The following is a 17,511-nucleotide window of genomic DNA, read 5'->3' as shown; positions in this document are numbered from 1 at the left end:
GTTGGATCGGATGTCGTTGGCGGGGGGCGCTCCGATAAGCCCCGGTGCGCAGGCTCGGGATCGTGCGTGGCAATCACCGGACCGGTCGAGCGCGGTGCCATGCGCAGGCTACAGCCCGAGGTCGGTAAGCCCGGGATGGTCCGCGGGGCGAACCCCGGCGCGATCCCAGTGGAACAGCCGCTCGTCCGCCGCGATCGCCACATCGTTGATGCTCGCATGCCGCTCGCGCATCAATCCATTGGCATCGAACGCCCAATTCTCGTTGCCATAGGATCGGAACCAGCGACCCGCGCCGTCCTGCCATTCATAGGCGAAGCGCACCGCGATCCGGTCGTCGGTGAACGCCCAGAGCTCCTTGATCAGCCGATACTCCTGCTCGCGCGTCCATTTGTCGGCCAGGAACGCCTCGATCGCCGCGCGGCCGGTGAGGAAGACGTCGCGGTTCCGCCACACGCTGTCGGCGGTATACGCAGTCGCCACCCGAGCCGGATTGCGGCCGTTCCACCCATCTTCCGCCGCGCGCACCTTCTGCATCGCGGTTGCGACGGTAAACGGCGGTAGTGGCGGCCGAGGATCGGTCATGACGGTTCCCTTTCTCTACAGGCGTCGCTGTATAACGCCTCGCACCGATCGAGCCACCGGTCGCGCGTGAACATCGCCTCCACGCGCGCACGCTGCGGCGCCCGGGGTGCGTGCCCCGCAGCGGCGATCGCCTCGGCGAGTGCCGCGACGTCACCGGTCGGGGCAAAGCATCCCGTATCGCCGACGATCTCGCGCACGGCTCCGGTGTCAAACGTCGCCACCGCCAGCCCGCACGCCATCGCCTCGACCGCGACCAGCCCGAATGGCTCGTCCCAGCAGGGCGTGAACACGAACACCGACGCCCGCCCGATCGCCGCGGCCAGCGCAGCCGCCTCCAGATGCCCGCCATAGCGGATGCGTCCGTGGAGCAGCGGCACAACGACGCCGTCCCAATAGGCGCGATCCTCGACCGGTCCGAACAGCGTCAGCGGGACCTGCGCGATCCGCGCGGCCTCGATCGCTAGGTGCGGCGCCTTGTCGGGGGTCATTCGCCCGCACCACACCGCGCTGCCGTCGCCCTGCGCGACGAACGGCCAAGCGTCCGGCGCGATGCCGTTGTGGAGCACGGAGACCTCGGGCGGCGCGCCGTCCGGCCACCAGGCGTCGCGCTGGCGTGCCGAGGTGGTGGTCAGGCGGTGGTTCGGCGTCACGCTCGCCTGCACGAACCAGCGCAGCGCATCGTAGGGCGGGACATGGAGCGACGTCACGGTCGGCACCCGCGCGGTCCGCGCCGGCTCGAGCGGAAAGCGGTGCAGGCTGTTATTGTGCACCACGTCGAACCCGCCCGTAGCGATGCGGTCGCACGCCGCTGCATAGCCGGCATCGAGATGCGCGATGAGTGGCGCGAAACCGCGATGCTCGGCGTCGGGGAAGGTCTTCTCGTAATGCTCGGCGATGACCGGCTGAATCGAAAACCGCGGATCGCTGTCGCCCGAGGCGAACAACACGATGTCATGCCCACGCGCCTGGAGTCCCGCGGCCAGATGCCAGCACTGCGACTCCATACCCCCGGCAAAGGGCTGCGCGATCGGCTGGCGGACATGGCAAAGGATCGCGATCCTCATTCGGCGGCCGCGGCTTTCTCGGTGGCCGCGAGCCGGTCCTCGAGCAAGCGGATGACGGTCGCGGTGTTGGCATAGGGCTGGTGGCTTTGCTGACCGGTCAGTGCGAGATCCGCGGCGTCCGGCCGGCGCAGGATGCGGATCGGCCGCCCCGGCGTCATGTCGATCAGGTCCATGAGGCGGAAGGCGTGCAGCCAGTGGCCCATCGTCCGATAGCCCCATTTGCTCTCGAACAGCTCGGCGTTGCGCACGACGCTGTCGAGATGGTGGACCGGCGGCATGTGGTGGGGGTGGTATTGGTGATAGGCCAGCGCACCCTTGACCCAGGCGATCGGGATGCCCGCCTCGTCGATCGCCTTGCCGAAATCGGTATCCTCGCCGCCATAGCCGACATAGCGTTCGTCGAAACCGCCTAGCCCGAGGAATGTCGCGCGCCGCATCGCAAAACTCAGCGACCAGAAGCAGCGATAGTCGGTGCAAATCTCGATACCCTGGGGCGGGGGGCCGCGGCGGTCGGAATGCTTGACCGCGACCTCGGCGAACCGGTCATACGACCAGTCGCCGGCGGTCGCAACGCCCGGCAGATACAGCACCTCGCCCATCAGCAACCCATCGAACCCGGCAAGGAACCCGGCATAGTCCGCGACCAAGGTCGGCGTCGGGATGCAGTCCATGTCGAGGAACACGACCACCTCACCGGTCGCGACGCGGGTGGCGGCGTTGCGCGCCGCCGCAAGCGGGAGCGCATCGGCGACGATCTGGATCTGGCGGATCGGGAACGGCGCGTCGGGGAGCAAGTAGAGCTCGTCCTGCATCACCGCGACGATCAGCTCGGCCGGCATCAGCGTCTGGCGCGTCAGGCCAAGCACGACGTTGACGAGATGGTCGGGGCGTCCCTTGCCCAGGGTTACGACGGAAACTTCGGTCATGGCGGTAGCTCTGCTTGAGTAGGATAGGGTGGCCTGCGCCACGGTAGGTCGGTGACCAGCGCGACAGCGGTACGGGCGGTGGCTCGTCGGTTTTCGCAGTTGATCTGTTCGGCATCGAAAACGACGCGATGGCCGAGATGGTTGCGGCGGGACGCTGCAACGCGTGCGATACGCCGTTTGCCGGCCGGCACGGGGCTATAGCGCTTTCAGTCGAGCCCGATCAGCGGCGCGGTGCGGCGGTGCTGGCGCGGACGATCAGCGTGTGGTCCAGCGTGACCTGTCGGGCCGTGCTGTCACCGCCGCGCAGGATGTCGACGAGCAGCTCGACGGTGCGGCGGCCGATCATCCCCTTGGGCTGCGCGATCGTCGTCAGCGGCGGCTGGAAATAGCGCGCGAGCGGCAGGTCGTCGAACCCGATCACCGAGATGTCGCCCGGGCAGAACAGCCCCGCATCGCCGATCGCGCTGAGTGCCCCCATCGCCATCTCGTCGCTGAAGCAGAAGATCGCGGTAACGCCCTGCGCGATCAGGTCGCGCGTGTGGTCGATGGCGGACCCCGCGGAATAGTCGCCGACGGCGATGTGCAGCCGGTCGCGCAGCCCCGCGCGTTCCGCCGCGGCGATCGCGCCGGCGAGGCGGTCGCGGCTGATCGGGCTGATCTCGGGGCCGGTGACGACGCCGATCGTCCGATGGCCCAGCCCGATCAGGTGGTCGATCGCATCCGCGCTCGCCGCGGCATTGTCGATATGGACGCTCGGGACGCCGAGATCGGCGCTATATTCGCAGCCGTTGACGATCGGCGCGGCGGTCCCTTTGCGCGCCAGCAGCGGCGCGAGCCGGGCGGGCAGGCGGTGGCCGAGGAAGATGAGCCCGTCGACCTCGCGGCGCGCGAGCATGTCGGCATATTGATCCTCGACCTCGGGATCGTGCCGCGTGTCGCCGACGACGACCGAATAGCCCGCATCGCGCGCGGCTTCCTCGGCGCCGCGGATGACGCTGGCGAAGAACGCGTTGGAGATGTCGGGGACGGTGAGCAGGATCTTGGCGGCACGCAACGTGCGCAGGCTGCGCGCGGCGACGTTGGGCGTGTAGCCCGACGACTGCACGATCGCGAGGACGCGCAACCGGGTCTCCTCCGACACCTGTTCGGGGCGGCTGAGCACGCGCGACACGGTGGCGGTTGAGACGCCCGCGAGTGCGGCCACTTCGATGATCGTCGGCATCGCCTCGTCATGGATCGGTGAGTCGACCCTGTCGATATATATCCGATGTAATCCTTTACATTCGTTTCGCAGCTCCGTAGCTTCGAGGTCGACAAGCAGTAAAACTGCGATCGGAGAGGAATCGGATGGCCGTTGCAGATGATGGATCAAAGGCCATGACCGGCGCGCTGCTGACTGGCCGCCTGAGCGCCATGATGTTCATGCAGTTCTTCACCTGGGGCGCCTGGACCGTAACTTTGGGCCTCGTCATGCAGACCGTCGGCATCGGCAATCTGATCGGCAACGCCTTTTCGGTCGGGCCGATCGCGTCGATCGTCGGCTCGTTCCTGCTCGGCATGGCGGCGGCGCGCTATGTTAGCCCGCGGATGCTGATGGTGATCCTTCACCTCGTCGGCGGCGTGATCCTGTTCGCGCTGCCCTCGTTGATCACACCCGAGGCGGGCAGCGGGTTTGTCTGGCTGCTGCTCTGCTACATGATCCTCTACATGCCGACCGTCGGCCTCGCCAACACGATCGCGCTGAAAAGCTTCGGCGAGCGGACCGACAAGTTTCCGTTCGTCCGCGCATTCGGGACGCTAGGCTGGATCACCGCCGGCCTCATCATCGGCTGGGCCGGCCTGTCCGCAAGCCCCGAGATCTTCCGCGTCGCGGCGGTCGTCTCGATCGCGCTGGGACTCTATAGCTTCACGCTGCCGAACGTAGCCGCGGACGCGCCGCGCGACGAGAGCGTGCTCCGCCAGGTCTTCTGCGTCGAGGCGTTCGGGCTGCTCAAGCAGCGCTCGTTCCTGATCTTCATGACGTGCGCGACGCTCATCTCGATCCCGCTGGCGATGTATTACGCCTATGCCTCGCCCTATGTCGGCGCGACCGGGATCAGCAATGTCGGCGGCACGCTAGCGATCGGGCAGATGTCCGAACTCGTGTTCATGTTCTCGATGCCCTGGCTGTACCGCCGCTTCGGCGTGAAGCCGCTGCTGCTGGTCGGCATGGCGGCGTGGGCGTTGCGTTACGCCTTGTTCGCGATCGGCGACGGCGGTGCGTCGCTCTGGGCGGTGTATCTCGGCGTGGCGCTGCACGGCGTGTGCTATGATTTCTTCTTCGTCGCCGGCGCGATCTACACGGGCACGATCGCGACTCCCAAGGGCGTCAACGCGCAAGCCCAGGGCATGCTAACGCTGTTCACCTACGGCGTCGGGATGCTGCTCGGGTCGCAGATCGGCGCGCTGCTCTACGCGCAGCTGCCCGCGTCGCCGACCATCGCCGACTGGCAGCATATGTGGTGGTATCCCGCGATCGCCGCCGCGGTGATCGCGCTGCTGTTCCAGTTCACCTTTCGCGACGACAGCAGGAAGATCGCAGCATGACCGGCATGAAGGGCCCCGGGATATTCCTCGCCCAGTTTCTTGGGGATGAGGCTCCGTTCGACACGCTCGACGGGCTGGCGAAATGGGCGGCCGGGCTCGGCTATGTCGGCGTGCAGATCCCGTGCAATGCGCAGCTGATCGACCTGAAGCTCGCCGCCGAGAGCACGACCTATTGCGATGAGCTTCGCGGCGGGTTGGCGAAATACGGCATCGAGGTCACCGAGTTGTCGACGCATCTGCAAGGCCAGCTGGTTGCGGTCCACCCCGCCTACGACACGCTGTTCGACGGCTTCGCGCCGCCCGAAGTCCACGGCAAGCCCGCCGAGCGGCAGTCATGGGCGGTCAAGCAGGTCAAGCTCGCCGCGCGCGCCAGCGCCAATCTTGGCCTGTCCGCGCACGCGACCTTCTCGGGCGCGCTGGCATGGCCCTATGTCTATCCCTGGCCGCAACGCCCCGCCGGCCTGATCGAGGAGGCGTTTGCCGAACTCGCGCGTCGCTGGACGCCGATCCTCGACGTGTTCGAAGAGGCGGGCGTCGATTGCGCGTTCGAGGTGCATCCGGGCGAGGACGTCCATGACGGCGCGACCTGGGAGCGGTTCCTCGCCGCGGTCGACAACCATCCGCGCGCGCGGCTGCTGTTCGATCCGTCGCACTTCGTGTTGCAGCAGCTCGATTATCTCGACTTCATCGATCGTTATCATGACCGGATTTCCTGCTTCCACGTCAAGGATGCCGAATTCAACCCGACCGGGCGAACGGGCGTCTATGGCGGATATGAGAATTGGGTCGACCGCGCGGGCCGGTTCCGCTCGCTGGGCGACGGGCAGGTCGATTTCTCGGCGATCTTCAGCAAAATGGCGCAATATGGCTATGACGGCTGGGCGGTGCTCGAATGGGAGTGCGCGCTGAAACGGTCGGACGACGGCGCCCGCGAAGGTGCGCCGTTCATCCGCGATCACATGATCCGCCGTGGTGACCGCGCGTTCGACGACTTCGCCGCCAGCGGCGTCGACCGCGAGGCGATCCGCGCGCTTCTCGGGCTGTCGGAAGAGCGGTCATGAGCCGGCTGCGGCTCGGGATGGTCGGCGGCGGGGAGGGCGCGTTTATCGGCGCGGTCCACCGCATGGCGGCGGCGCTCGATGGCGACTGGGAGTTGGTCGCGGGTGCGTTCAGCACCGATGGCGGGAGGAACGTGCGGACCGGCGAGCTGCTCGGGTTAGATCCGCTGCGCCTCTATCCGTCGCTCGACGCGATGATCGCGCAGGAACGGGCGTTGCCCGCGGAGCAGCGGATCGACGCGCTCGCGGTGGTCACGCCCAACCATCTGCACGCACCGATGGCGATCGCCGCGCTCGACGCGGGCTTCCACGTCTTCTGTGAAAAGCCGATGGCGATGAGCGTCGTCGAGGCCGAGGCGATCGCCGCCGCCGCCAAGGCCAGCGGCTGCCGGTTCGCGCTGGCGTTCACCTATAGCGGCTATCCGATGATCGAAGAGGCGCGCGCGCGCGTCGAACGCGGCGATTTCGGCGCGATCCGGCTCGTCCAGGTCGAATATCTGCAAGGCTGGCTCAGCCAAGCGATCGATAGCGACGGCAACAAGCAGGCCGAATGGCGCACCGATCCCGCGCGCGCCGGGCTTGGCGGGTGCCTCGGCGACATCGGCACGCACGCATTCCAGCTTGCCGAGCATGTCTCGGGGCTGTCGGTGCACTTGGTGTCCGCCGATCTGACCACGCATGTCGAAGGCCGCCGGCTCGACGATGACGTAAGCGCATTACTCCGGTTCGAGGGCGGTGCGCGCGGCGTGCTCAAGGCGAGCCAGGTCGCGGCGGGCGAGGAGAACGGGCTGCGGCTGCGCATCCACGGCGAGCGCGGCGGGCTCGACTGGGCGCAGATGGAGCCCAATACGCTGACGTTGCGCTGGCTCGATCGTCCCGCCGAGATCGTGCGGACCGGTGGCCCCGGACTGCACGACGGCGTGGCCGCGTTGACACGCACCCCCGCGGGGCATCCCGAGGGCTATATCGAGGCGTTCGCCAACCTGTACCGTGCGTTCGCCGCGGCGATCCGCGGCGATGACGATCGCTGGTATCCGGGCGTGACCGATGGCCTGCGCACGATGCGCTTCATCGAGGCGGTGATCGCCAACGCAGGATCGGACCAGAAATGGACTTTAGTGACTCCGGGAGAGAATGAATGAAGCTGCTCATGGCTCTGGTTGCGGGAAGTGTCGCGGCGGTTGCGGCGGTCACGGTGTCCGCGCCGACCACCGCCCAGTCGACCGCGACCTCGCCGCCCGCGTTCGCCGCGTGCCGCGCCTGCCACACCGTTCCGAAGGGCGGCCGCAACGGGATCGGCCCCAATCTCTACGGCGTGGTCGGCCGTGCCGCCGCTGCCGCGCCCGGCTTCAACTATTCGCCCGCGATGAAGGCATCGAAGCTGCGCTGGGACGAGCAGACGCTGAACGACTATCTCGCCGCGCCGCAGAAGAAGGTGCCTGGCACGCGCATGCCGATCGCCACCCCCGATCCTGCCAAGCGCGCGGCGATCATCGCGTATCTCAAGGCAGAGGGCTCGAAATGACGGTGATGGTCGCATGACGCTCTCGCGCAGGACGTTGCTTGGCGCGGCCGCCGCCGCGCCGCTGGTGCCGGGGATCGCCGCGGGGCAGCGCCGCAGCAGCAATGCGGCGCGCTTCTCGCTCGCCTATGCGCCGCACGAGGGCAGCTTCGCCAGTCGCGGGGGGCGGATCGAACAGATCGCCTATGCCGCTGATCAGGGCTTCACCGCGTGGGAGGACAATGAGGCCGCGACGCGGAGCGTGGCCGAGCAGGAGCAGATGGCCAAGGCGCTCGCGCAACGCGGCATGACGATGGGCGTGTTCGTCGCCAGCATGCCCAAATGGTCGCAGACGCGGCCCCTGCTGGGTGCCAATGACGGCACCGAGCGCGAGGCGTTCCTCGCCGATATCCGCGCTTCGCTCGACGTCGCCAAGCGGCTCAACGCGACGCGGATGACGGTCGTCACCGGCTTCATGGATCCGAAGCTGCCGGTCGATATCCAGACCGCCCGCGTCATCGACGTGATGCGGCGCGCCGGCGACATCGTCGCACCCTCGGGTGCGGCGATGGTGATGGAGCCGCTCAACACGCGGACCAACCATCCCGGCGTCTATATGCAGACGGTGTCGCAGGGCTATGCGGTCGCGCGCGGCGCGAACAGCCCCGCGGTCAAGGTCCTCGCCGACCTGTATCACGAGCAGATCCAGTCGGGGAACCTGATCCGGACGCTCGACACCTGCTGGAACGAGATCGGCTATATCCAGTTCGGCGACAATCCCGGCCGCAACGAACCGGGCACGGGCGAGATCAACTACGCCAATATCGTCAAATGGCTGCGCGCCAAACGCTATGGCGGTGTGATCGGCATGGAGCACGGCAATTCGATCGCCGGCCGCGCGGGCGAAGATCGCCTGATCGCCGCCTATCGCGCGATCGACGCGGCATGAGGGGGAAGAGCATGAAGAGGTATGTGAGGGCGGGCGTCATCGCGGTGATGGCGCTGACGACGGCGGGTCCAGTCGCGGCGCAGGACAAGCCGGGCTTCAAGGACACGCCGATGCTGCCCGGCGGCCAGTGGCGCGTCCATGATGCCGACCGGCCCGCGCCGATCGTCGTCGCGCCCGCCGCCACCCCCGGCGGCGCGCCAGCCGACGCGGTCGTGCTGTTCGACGGGCGTTCGCTCGACGCGTGGAAGCCCGATCGCATCGCCTGGCCGATCGCGAACGGCGCGCTGACGATCCCGTCGCGCGCGAAAAGCGGCGGCGAGAACAACCTCGTCACGAAGCAGAGCTTTGGCGACGTGCAGATGCATCTCGAATTCCGTTCGCCCAACCCGCCGACCAAGAGCTCGCAGGATCGCGGCAACAGCGGGATCTGGTTCATGCAGCGCTACGAACTGCAGATCCTAGATGGCTCGCAGAACCCGACCTATGCCGATGGCACCGTCGGCGCGGTCTATGGCTGGAAGCCGCCGCTGGTGAACGCGGCGCGCAAGCCGGGTGAGTGGCAGACGTACGACATCGTGTTCGAGCGGCCGCGCTTCGCCGCCGACGGCAGCCTGGTTCGGCCGGCCTATGTCACCGCGCTGCTGAACGGCGTGCTCGTGCAGAACCACCAGGCGATGCTCGGCACGACGATCTGGCGCAAGGTCGCCAGCTACACCGCGCATGCCGACGCCGCGCCGATCCAGCTGCAGGATCACGATTCGCCGGTATCGTTCCGCAACATCTGGGTGCGCCCGCTGCCCGCGGCGGCGATCGCACAGGACCTGACGAAGGACGGCAAATGATCGACCGCAGAACTGCACTCGCCGGCGTCGTCGGCATGTTCGGCAGCGCGCTGTTCGCGCCGATCGCGCGCGCCGCGGGCGTCGGGCAGGCGCCTGGCGCTGCGGCGGGCATCCCCGTCATCAGCGAAGGCCCACCAAGCGTCGCGGTGTTCACGGCCCCGCAGCGCGCGCTGATGACCGCGCTCAGCGAACGCGTGCTCCCGACCACCGATACCCCCGGCGCGATCGCGGCGGGCGTCCCGGCCTATATCGAGAAACTGCTTGCCGACTGGGCCGCACCCGCGGACCGCGTGCCGATCCTCGCCGGTCTCGACGCGATCGAGGCGCGCTGTGTGAACGACTATAAGGTCCCCGGCGCCCGCGCGACCGCGGCGCAGCACGATGCGCTGCTGACGCTTGCGATGACCGACAAAATCCCGTCGGGCGGCGTCTTCTTCGAGGCGTTCCGACAGCTCGTGATCACCGGCTATTACACGTCGGAAATCGGCATGACGCAGGAGCGCGAATATCTGCCGGTGCCGGGCGAGTATAACGGCGCATTCCCCTATTCTCAGGTCAACAAGGTGTATTCCGCATGATCCTCAGCCGTAGAACCCTGCTCGCCGGCTCGGGCGCGGCCGCCGCGTTCGCCTTCGTCCCCACCGCTTCCGCGGCACAGTTGAAGGCAATCGGCCTGCAACTCTATACGATCCGCGATATCTTCTCGAAGGACCCGTTCGAGACGCTCAAGCAGGTCGCGCAGATCGGCTACCGCGAGGTCGAATATGGTGGTGGCGGCTTCGAGGGCATGGACCATGCCAAGCTGCGCCGGACGATGGACACGCTCGGCCTCACCGCGCCATCGGTGCATATCGGCTATGACGCGCTGCTCCAGCGCTTCGACCAGTCGGTCACGATGGCCAAGACGCTCGGCGCGACGACGGTCGTGCTGCCGTACATGACCGACGAGCATCGCAACGAGCAGGCCTGGAACGCGGCGCTGCCGAATTTCAACCGGTTCGCCACCGACCTGAAAAAGGCCGGGCTGGGCTTCGCCTATCACAACCATGATTTCGAGTTCACCACCAAGCCGGGTGGCGTCAGCCTGTACGAGCGGCTGCTGAAGGAGACCGATCCCGCGCTCGTGAAGCTCGAACTCGATCTCTATTGGGCGCTGCATGCGGGTGAAAACCTGACGACGCTGATCGAGCGCCTGTCGCCGCGGCTCTACGCCTATCACGTCAAGGACATGCGCCCGGACCGTAGCATGGCCGCAGTCGGGGCGGGCACGGTCGATTTCGGTGCGCTGTTCAAGCTGAAGGCCAGCGCCGGCGTCCGGCATTTCTATGTCGAGAACGACCAGGCCCCAGCGCCCTATCTGCCCGACATCACCACGAGCTTCCGGACACTGCGCGCCCTTCGGTTCTGACCCGGGCGTTTTTGACAGCTTATTAGGAGAGGAAGATCATGGCCGAGACCAACAGGTTCGACGCGATCGTCATAGGATCTGGCGTCAGCGGTGGCTTTGCCGCGAAGGAACTGACCGAAAAGGGCCTGCGCGTCCTGATGCTCGACCGCGGCAAGATGGTCGAGCATGGCGAGGGCTACACCTATGACGGCAAGCCCGCTTACGAGGTGCCCGCGCGCAACATCATGCCCAAGCCGTTGCTCGACAGCGATTATTTCATCGCCAAGAACGGCTATGTCCAGCCGAGCAACCGCGAGTTCCACAATGACGACCGGCTGAACCCCTATGCCTTCGACGAGGGCAGCAAGTTCTACTGGATCCGGTCCGGCGCGGTCGGCGGCAAGTCGCTGATCTGGGGCCGCTGGTGCTTTCGCTGGAGCCCGGCGGATTTCGAGGCGAACAAGCGTGACGGCATCGATGGCGAGTGGCCGATCGGCTATGACGACGTCGCGCCCTGGTACAGCTATGTCGAGAAATATATCGGCGTGTCGGGATCGCGCGAAAATCTGCCGTATCTGCCCGACAGCGAATTCCAGCCGCCGATGCCGATGAACGTCGCCGAGAAGTGGCTGAAGCAGGGGCTCGAAACCAAGTTCCCGGGCCGGAAACTGATCAACACGCGGCTGTCGAACATGACCGAGGACAAGCCCGACCAGAACCGGACGAAGTGCCAGTTTCGCAACCAGTGCGGCAATGGCTGTTCGTTCGGCGCCTATTTCTCGACGCAGGCCGTCACCTTGCCCGCCGCACGCGCGACCGGCCGGCTGACGCTGAAATCGGACTCGGTCGTCACCAACCTGGTCTACGACGCCAAGCGCAAGAAGGTCACCGGCGTCCGCTACGTCGATGCGAAGACCGGCCAGGCCGAAACCGTGCAGGCCGATCTTGTCTTCCTCTGCGCCTCGACGATCGCCTCGACGCAGATCCTGCTCAACTCGCGCGCGCCGGGCAGCGACCGCAGCTATTTCGACGAGAGCGGAACGCTCGGGCGCTATGTGATGGATCACATCTTCCGCGTCGGCGTCGAGGGCGACATCCCCGGCATGGAGGAATTCATCGAATTCGGCCGCCGTCCAGGCGGCGTCTATATCCCGCGCTTCCGCAATATCGGTGGCACCGAGGATGTCGGCTTCAAGCGCGGCTATGGCTATCAGGGCAGCGCCTTCCGCAATCCTGCCGCGCCGGTCGGGTTCGGCGCGTCGATGAAGCAGGGCATGCGCAAATACGCGCCGTGGCGGTTCAGCATGGGCGCGTTCGGCGAGTGCCTGCCCTATGCCGACAACAAGGTCTCGCTGCACGCGTCGAAGGTCGACCGATTCGGTGTCCCGCTGGCCCGTTTCGACGTGACCTTCCGTGACAATGAGCTGAAGATGATGGCGGACGCCCGGACTCAGGGCGAGGCGATGCTCAAGGCAGCCGGCCTGACCAACGTCAAGAGCACCGAGCGCGAACACGTCCCCGGCGACGCGATCCACGAAATGGGTGGCGCACGCATGGGCCGCGATCCGCGCAAGTCCGTGGTCAACGAGTGGAGCCAGGCGCATGCCGCGTCCAACCTCTACGTCACCGATGGTGCGCAGATGGCGTCGATCTCGTGCGTGAACCCGTCGCTGACGTTCATGGCGCTGACCGCGCGTGCGGCGGATCACGCGGTTAATCAGATGAAGAAGGCCTGACCATTTCGCGGTGCTGATCCGGGGGGCGCGACCGCCTTACCGGATCAGCACCGCGGAGTCCGGTGCTGATCCTGTCGCGAAACCCCCGACGACCTGCCAGGCGCGCAGGTCGACGATCGCCACCCGGTCGGTCTGCAACGCGGCGTAGAGCGTGTCGCCGACGATCGTCAGGCCCGGTGCCGCCGCTGGCAGCGAAAGATAGTCCTCCTCCGCCAAGGTCGCGGGGTTCAGCCGCGACAGGCTCTTGTCCTGCGTGTTTGAGACGATCAGCCGGCCGTCGGTCTGCGTCACGATCCGGACCGCTTCGCCGCGCATCGTGCGCTGCATCCGCGGGGCCAGCGTCGTCGCATTGAGCGCGTGGAGCGTGCCGCTTGGCCGGTCGATCACGAACAGCGTGCGTTCGTCGCGGCTCAAAGTCATCGCCTCGGGGGCGACGCCGATGTGCCGGCGGACCGGGGCTACGCTCATGTCGTCGGGATCGACCATGATCACCGCGCCGCTCAGCGTATCGGCGACATAGGCGCGCGTGCCGTCGCGGCGGATGACCAGATAGTGGCTCCGCACGCCGGTGACCGGCACCAGCCGCGACGGCGCTTCGTCCGTCGCCGGGGTATCGAAGCGCGCGAGCACGCTGTCCTTCTCGGACAGCACGTATAGCCGTCCCCGCGAGTCCATCCTGACGGCGTGGAGCCGGCCATAGGGCGCGAGGTCGATCGACCGCACCAGCGTCTTCTTCTCGAGATCGATCACCCAGATTCGGTGGCCACCCGCGCCCGGCGCCTTCCAGCTCTCGACACCGTAATCGCCGACGAATGCATATCGCCCGGCGGGATCGGCGACGATCTCGTGCGGCTGCGTGCCCAGCGGGATGACGCCGACGCGCTTCCCGCTCGGCACCGCGTAGAAGGCGACGCGGCCTTCGTTCTTCTCGACCAGCGCCAGCGTCTGCGCCGCAGGTTTGGGCATGGCCTGCGCTACGGCGCGCGTCCCGATCACCGTTGCGGCGACGACGCCCCCCGCGAGCGTCCAGAGACCTTGGCGGCGGGTAATCAACGACATGGCAAAACTCCTTGGTGTCATTCCAAAGACTTTAACGACGCTCCGGTTCCGCCGGTGCGCGCGGTGGCTCGGCCCGTCCCATGTCATCAATCTGCACCAGTATCGTCACGATCGTGAAAGGCGGCGTGGCTAGCTCGCTCTCGAACCGGCGGATCCAGTCCGGCAACCCCAGGGGCATCATGAGATTCACCACCGGCAGCGCGCTGGTCGCGTTGATCGCCAGCTCGTCCGCCTTTGCCCAGACGGCGCCGCAGCCCGGCGACGATGCGAACGCGGCGGACAGCCTGATCGTCGTCACCGGCACGCGCGATCGCTCGCGGACGCAGTTCGACACGCTGGCCCCGGTCGACGTCCTGTCGCGCGACGCGGTGCGATCGAGCGTCTCGGGCGACCTGTCGGATACGCTGGCGCAGCTGCTGCCGTCGTTCAACGTCCAGCGGCTGCCAGCGGCCGATGGCCAGGCGTTCGTCCGCCCGGCCACGTTGCGCGGCTTGTCGGCGGACCAGACGCTCGTCCTGGTCAACGGCAAGCGCTATCACCGCTCGGCACTGCTCGGCACGCGCGGTGCACAGGCCCCCGATCTTGCGGGAATTCCCTCTCTGGCGATCAAGCGTATCGAAGTCCTCCGCGATGGCGCCTCGGCCCAATATGGCTCGGATGCCATTGCCGGCGTCGTCAACATCATCCTTGACGACACGGCGGGGATGGAGGCGTTCGGCCAGGTCTCGCAATATTACAAAGGCGACGGCAACGAATATCAGAGCGGCGCGCGCGGCGGCATCGCGCTGGGGGATCGCGGCGCGATCGTCGTCACCGGCGAATATGATCATTCGGAGGCGACGTCGCGCACCCGCCAGCGCCCCGATGCGCTCGCGTTCCAGGCCGCCAATCCCGGCCTGGTCGTCCCAAACCCGGTGCAACGCTGGGGCCAGCCCGACGAAGAGCGGATTCGCGGTGCGACCGACGCGCATTATGCGTTCGCCGACGCCGCCACGCTGTATCTGTTCGGCACCGCGCAACAGGGCGAGGGCGTCACCGACTTCACCTGGCGCAACCCGGCCGGCACCAACACGGTGTACAATCCCAGCAGCGCGTTTCCCGGCTTCTCGTTCCGCAGCGTCTATCCGGTCGGCTTCACCCCGCGCTTCGGTACGACGTTCAGCGATTATCAGGGCGATGGCGGGCTGCGGGGCGAGCTGAGCGATCGGTTCAGCTATGATCTCAGCGCCGCGGTCGGTCGCAGCCGCATCGCCTACACGCTCAACGAAAGCCTGAACGCGTCGCTCGGGCCCACCAGCCCGACCAGCTTCTATCTGGGCCAGCTCGAACAGCGAGAGTTCAACCTGAACGCCGATTTCGTCTATCGCCTGCCGGTCGGCACCGCGCATCCGGTCAACGTCGCATTCGGCGCGGAGCGGCGTCGCGAGACGTACGAAGTCTCGGCGGGCGACCCTGCATCCTATGCGATCGGTGCGGGCGCGGCCACGGGGCTCGCGCCCAATGCCAACGGGTTCCCCGGCTTCAGCCCGAGCCTTGCCGGCGTGTTCGATCAGACCAGCTATGCGGGCTATGTCGATCTCGAATGGCAGCCGGTCGAGACGGTGACGCTGGGTGCCGCCGGCCGGTACGAGGATTTCTCCGCGTTCGGCGACACGTTCAACTACAAGCTGTCCGCCAGGGTCGAGCCGATCAAGGGCATCGCGGCACGCGGGACCTACTCGACCGGCTTCCGCGCACCGACCCCGGCGCAGCTCAACACGTCGCAGACCACGCAGGGCCTCGACACCACGACGTTGCAGGTCTTTAACCAGGGCCGCCTGTCGCCGAGCGATCCGCTGGCGATTGCCTTGGGAGCCAAGCCTCTGACACCCGAGACGTCGAAGACCGGTACCGCGGGGCTGACGTTCCAGACGCACTTCGGGCTTACCGGGTCGGTCGATGCGTATCAGATCGACGTCGACAATCGCTTCAGCCAGTCGCAGACCTTTGCGGTGCCGGCGACGTTCGCCAATCCGCAACGCTTTACGGCAGTGTCGTACTTCACCAACGATTTCGATACGCGAACGCGCGGGATCGATGCCGTGCTGTCCTACGCACACCGCGCGGGACCGGGCCGCGCCAGCCTCAGCCTCGCCTACAACTACAACCAGACCAAGGTGCGCAGCGGCGTCAGCGCGGCGATCCCGAACGAGACGCAACGCCGCATCTTCGAGGAGCGGCTGCCCCGGCATAACGGTACCGCGACGCTCGGCTACGATATCGGCGCGGTCTCCTTCCTCGCCCGCGCCCGCTATTACGGGGCGTGGACGGACGTCACGGGCAACGCGACCGGCGAACTGTTCCAGCAGTTCGGTTCGATCGCGTTGTTCGACATCTCCGCCAGCTACCGGTTCGGCGGGCATTTCACCGTGCGCGCGGGCGCGGAGAACGTCGCCAACACCTATCCAGCGGAGGCGACGAACCAGGCGGTTCGTGGCTTGATCTACTCGCGCAACGCACCTTACGATACCGATGGCGGGCAATATTACGTGCGCGTGGGGATGAACTTCTGATGCGGCATATCGTCGATCGTCGCCTGTTTCTCTCCGGTGCCGCGGTGTTGCCGATCGCGCGCGCCAGTGCGTCGCCGGCCGGTCCTTCGTCGCAGGGCGCGGTGGCGGGGGATGGGCTCTTCTGGAAGCACGTCGCGTCGCAGTATGACGTGACCCGCGACGTCATCCAGCTCGAGAACGGCAATTGGGGGATGATGGCGCGCCCCGTTCTCGAAGCCTATCGGGACAATGTCGCACGCGTGAACCGCGACACGAGCTACTACACGCGGCGCGGCATGCTCGCCGACTGGCGCGCGGCGCGCGATGCGCTGGCCGCCGAACTGCACGTCGCGCCCGACGAGGTGGCGTTCACGCGCAATGCGACCGAGGCGCTCAAGGCCCTCATTCTCGGCTATAACCGGCTGACGCCGGGCGATGCGGTGCTGTACGCCGATCTCGATTACGACAGCATGCAGGCGTGCATGGAGAGCCTGAAGGCGCGCCGCGGCGTGTCGGTGCTGCGGATCGCGCTGCCCGAGCCGGCAACGCGCGCGTCGCTGATCGAGGCCTATGCGCAGGCGATGGCCGCGAACCCGCGGCTAAAGCTCATCCTGCTGACGCATTGCAGCCATCGCACCGGCCTCGTCCTGCCGGTCCGCGAGATCGCCGCGCTGGCTCGCGCGCGTGGCATCGCGACGATCGTCGATGCCGCGCACAGCTGGTGCCAGCTCGACATGACGCTCGCCGATCTCGACTGCGACTATGTCGGCATCAACTGCCACAAATGGCTTGGCGCACCGCTCGGCGTCGGCGCGATCCACATCCGGCGCGCGGCGCTGTCGGCAATCGACCGGGACGCGGCAAACCCCGCCACGGACCGCGACACGATCGAGGCGCGAATCCACACGGGCACGGTCGATTTCGCCGCCCCGTTGAGCGTGCCTGCCGCGCTCGCGTTCCAGTCGGGTATCGGGCGCAAGCGGCGGGCGGATCGCCTGGCCGCGCTGCGAAATCGCTGGGTGGACCAGGTGAGATCGCTCCCCGGGATTGAGGTGCTGACGCCCGCCGATCCGGCGCTGCACGGGGGCATCACGTCGTTCCGGCTCGCCGGCAAGACGAGCACGGCCGACAATGTGGCACTCGCGCGGACGCTGCTCGCCCGCTTCGGCATCTTCACCGTCTACCGCGAGGGCATCGCCTCCGGGGCGTGCGTGCGCGCGACGCCCGCCTTGTTCAACACGGTCGCCGACATGGATGCGTTGGCGAGGGCGGTACGGGCCCTGGTCTGAC

16 protein-coding genes are annotated in these 17,511 nt (G+C 67.1%); 11 read left to right on the top strand and 5 right to left on the bottom strand.

The window, feature by feature from the left end; all coding sequences use genetic code 11:
* Window positions 1-108 precede the first annotated feature (108 nt).
* The 4 genes from EV283_RS12625 to EV283_RS12610 form a co-directional block, all read right to left on the bottom strand.
* A complete protein-coding gene (locus EV283_RS12625) occupies window positions 109-582 on the bottom strand; it encodes a nuclear transport factor 2 family protein (RefSeq protein WP_130325824.1) in 474 nt (157 codons plus the stop codon).
* Window positions 579-1,646, bottom strand: a complete 1,068-nt coding sequence (locus tag EV283_RS12620; protein WP_130325822.1) for a glycosyltransferase — start codon at window positions 1,644-1,646, stop codon at window positions 579-581. Before EV283_RS12620 ends, EV283_RS12625 begins: the two co-directional genes overlap by 4 nt.
* On the bottom strand, window positions 1,643-2,572 hold the full coding sequence (locus EV283_RS12615; RefSeq protein ID WP_130325820.1) for a galactosyltransferase-related protein: 930 nt from the start codon (window positions 2,570-2,572) through the stop codon (window positions 1,643-1,645). Before EV283_RS12615 ends, EV283_RS12620 begins: the two co-directional genes overlap by 4 nt.
* 220 nt (window positions 2,573-2,792) lie before the next feature.
* Complete coding sequence (locus EV283_RS12610) at window positions 2,793-3,794, bottom strand: LacI family DNA-binding transcriptional regulator (RefSeq protein WP_130325818.1); 1,002 nt, start codon at window positions 3,792-3,794, stop codon at window positions 2,793-2,795.
* Between the two features lie 155 nt (window positions 3,795-3,949).
* Here EV283_RS12610 and EV283_RS12605 point away from each other — a divergent pair, with 155 nt between their 5' ends.
* From EV283_RS12605 to EV283_RS12565, 9 genes are read left to right on the top strand one after another with little or no spacing between them, the layout of a single operon-like run.
* On the top strand, window positions 3,950-5,158 hold the full coding sequence (locus EV283_RS12605; RefSeq protein ID WP_242615945.1) for an MFS transporter: 1,209 nt from the start codon (window positions 3,950-3,952) through the stop codon (window positions 5,156-5,158).
* Window positions 5,155-6,219: a sugar phosphate isomerase/epimerase gene (locus EV283_RS12600; RefSeq protein WP_130325814.1), complete on the top strand. Its 1,065-nt coding sequence runs from the start codon at window positions 5,155-5,157 to the stop codon at window positions 6,217-6,219. The genes EV283_RS12605 and EV283_RS12600 overlap by 4 nt, the downstream gene beginning before the upstream one ends.
* Complete coding sequence (locus EV283_RS12595) at window positions 6,216-7,358, top strand: Gfo/Idh/MocA family oxidoreductase (RefSeq protein ID WP_207223123.1); 1,143 nt, start codon at window positions 6,216-6,218, stop codon at window positions 7,356-7,358. Before EV283_RS12600 ends, EV283_RS12595 begins: the two co-directional genes overlap by 4 nt.
* Window positions 7,355-7,741, top strand: coding sequence for a c-type cytochrome (locus tag EV283_RS12590; protein WP_130325812.1), 387 nt, complete (start codon window positions 7,355-7,357; stop codon window positions 7,739-7,741). The genes EV283_RS12595 and EV283_RS12590 overlap by 4 nt, the downstream gene beginning before the upstream one ends.
* 13 nt (window positions 7,742-7,754) lie before the next feature.
* Window positions 7,755-8,666: a TIM barrel protein gene (locus tag EV283_RS12585; protein WP_130325803.1), complete on the top strand. Its 912-nt coding sequence runs from the start codon at window positions 7,755-7,757 to the stop codon at window positions 8,664-8,666.
* Between the two features lie 47 nt (window positions 8,667-8,713).
* Window positions 8,714-9,508 carry a DUF1080 domain-containing protein gene (locus tag EV283_RS12580; protein ID WP_347400221.1) on the top strand — a complete coding sequence of 265 codons (795 nt, stop codon included), beginning with the start codon at window positions 8,714-8,716 and terminating at the stop codon, window positions 9,506-9,508.
* On the top strand, window positions 9,505-10,086 hold the full coding sequence (locus EV283_RS12575) for a gluconate 2-dehydrogenase subunit 3 family protein (protein WP_130325799.1): 582 nt from the start codon (window positions 9,505-9,507) through the stop codon (window positions 10,084-10,086). The genes EV283_RS12580 and EV283_RS12575 overlap by 4 nt, the downstream gene beginning before the upstream one ends.
* A complete protein-coding gene (locus EV283_RS12570; RefSeq protein ID WP_130325797.1) occupies window positions 10,083-10,916 on the top strand; it encodes a sugar phosphate isomerase/epimerase in 834 nt (277 codons plus the stop codon). The genes EV283_RS12575 and EV283_RS12570 overlap by 4 nt, the downstream gene beginning before the upstream one ends.
* Before the next feature lie 38 nt (window positions 10,917-10,954).
* Entirely contained in the window at window positions 10,955-12,631 is a 1,677-nt protein-coding gene (locus EV283_RS12565; RefSeq protein WP_130325795.1) for a GMC family oxidoreductase, read from the top strand.
* A gap of 36 nt (window positions 12,632-12,667) precedes the next feature.
* Here the strand turns inward: EV283_RS12565 and EV283_RS12560 are convergent, their stop codons facing one another.
* Entirely contained in the window at window positions 12,668-13,690 is a 1,023-nt protein-coding gene (locus tag EV283_RS12560; RefSeq protein WP_130325793.1) for a YncE family protein, read from the bottom strand.
* Window positions 13,691-13,869: 179 nt separating this feature from the next.
* On the opposite strand from EV283_RS12560, the gene EV283_RS12555 reads away from it, so the two are divergent.
* Both EV283_RS12555 and EV283_RS12550 read left to right on the top strand, forming a co-directional pair.
* Window positions 13,870-16,242 (top strand): TonB-dependent receptor, encoded by a 2,373-nt coding sequence (locus EV283_RS12555; protein ID WP_130325791.1) that lies wholly within the window; start codon window positions 13,870-13,872, stop codon window positions 16,240-16,242.
* 8 nt (window positions 16,243-16,250) lie between these two features.
* Window positions 16,251-17,510 (top strand): aminotransferase class V-fold PLP-dependent enzyme, encoded by a 1,260-nt coding sequence (locus EV283_RS12550; RefSeq protein ID WP_130326141.1) that lies wholly within the window; start codon window positions 16,251-16,253, stop codon window positions 17,508-17,510.
* The last annotated feature ends 1 nt before the right edge of the window (window position 17,511 follow it).

The sequence above is a fragment of the Sphingomonas sp. BK036 genome, assembly GCF_004216825.1.
Classification (GTDB): Bacteria; Pseudomonadota; Alphaproteobacteria; order Sphingomonadales; family Sphingomonadaceae; genus Sphingomonas.
This window is presented reverse-complemented; position numbering and strand designations above follow the sequence as displayed.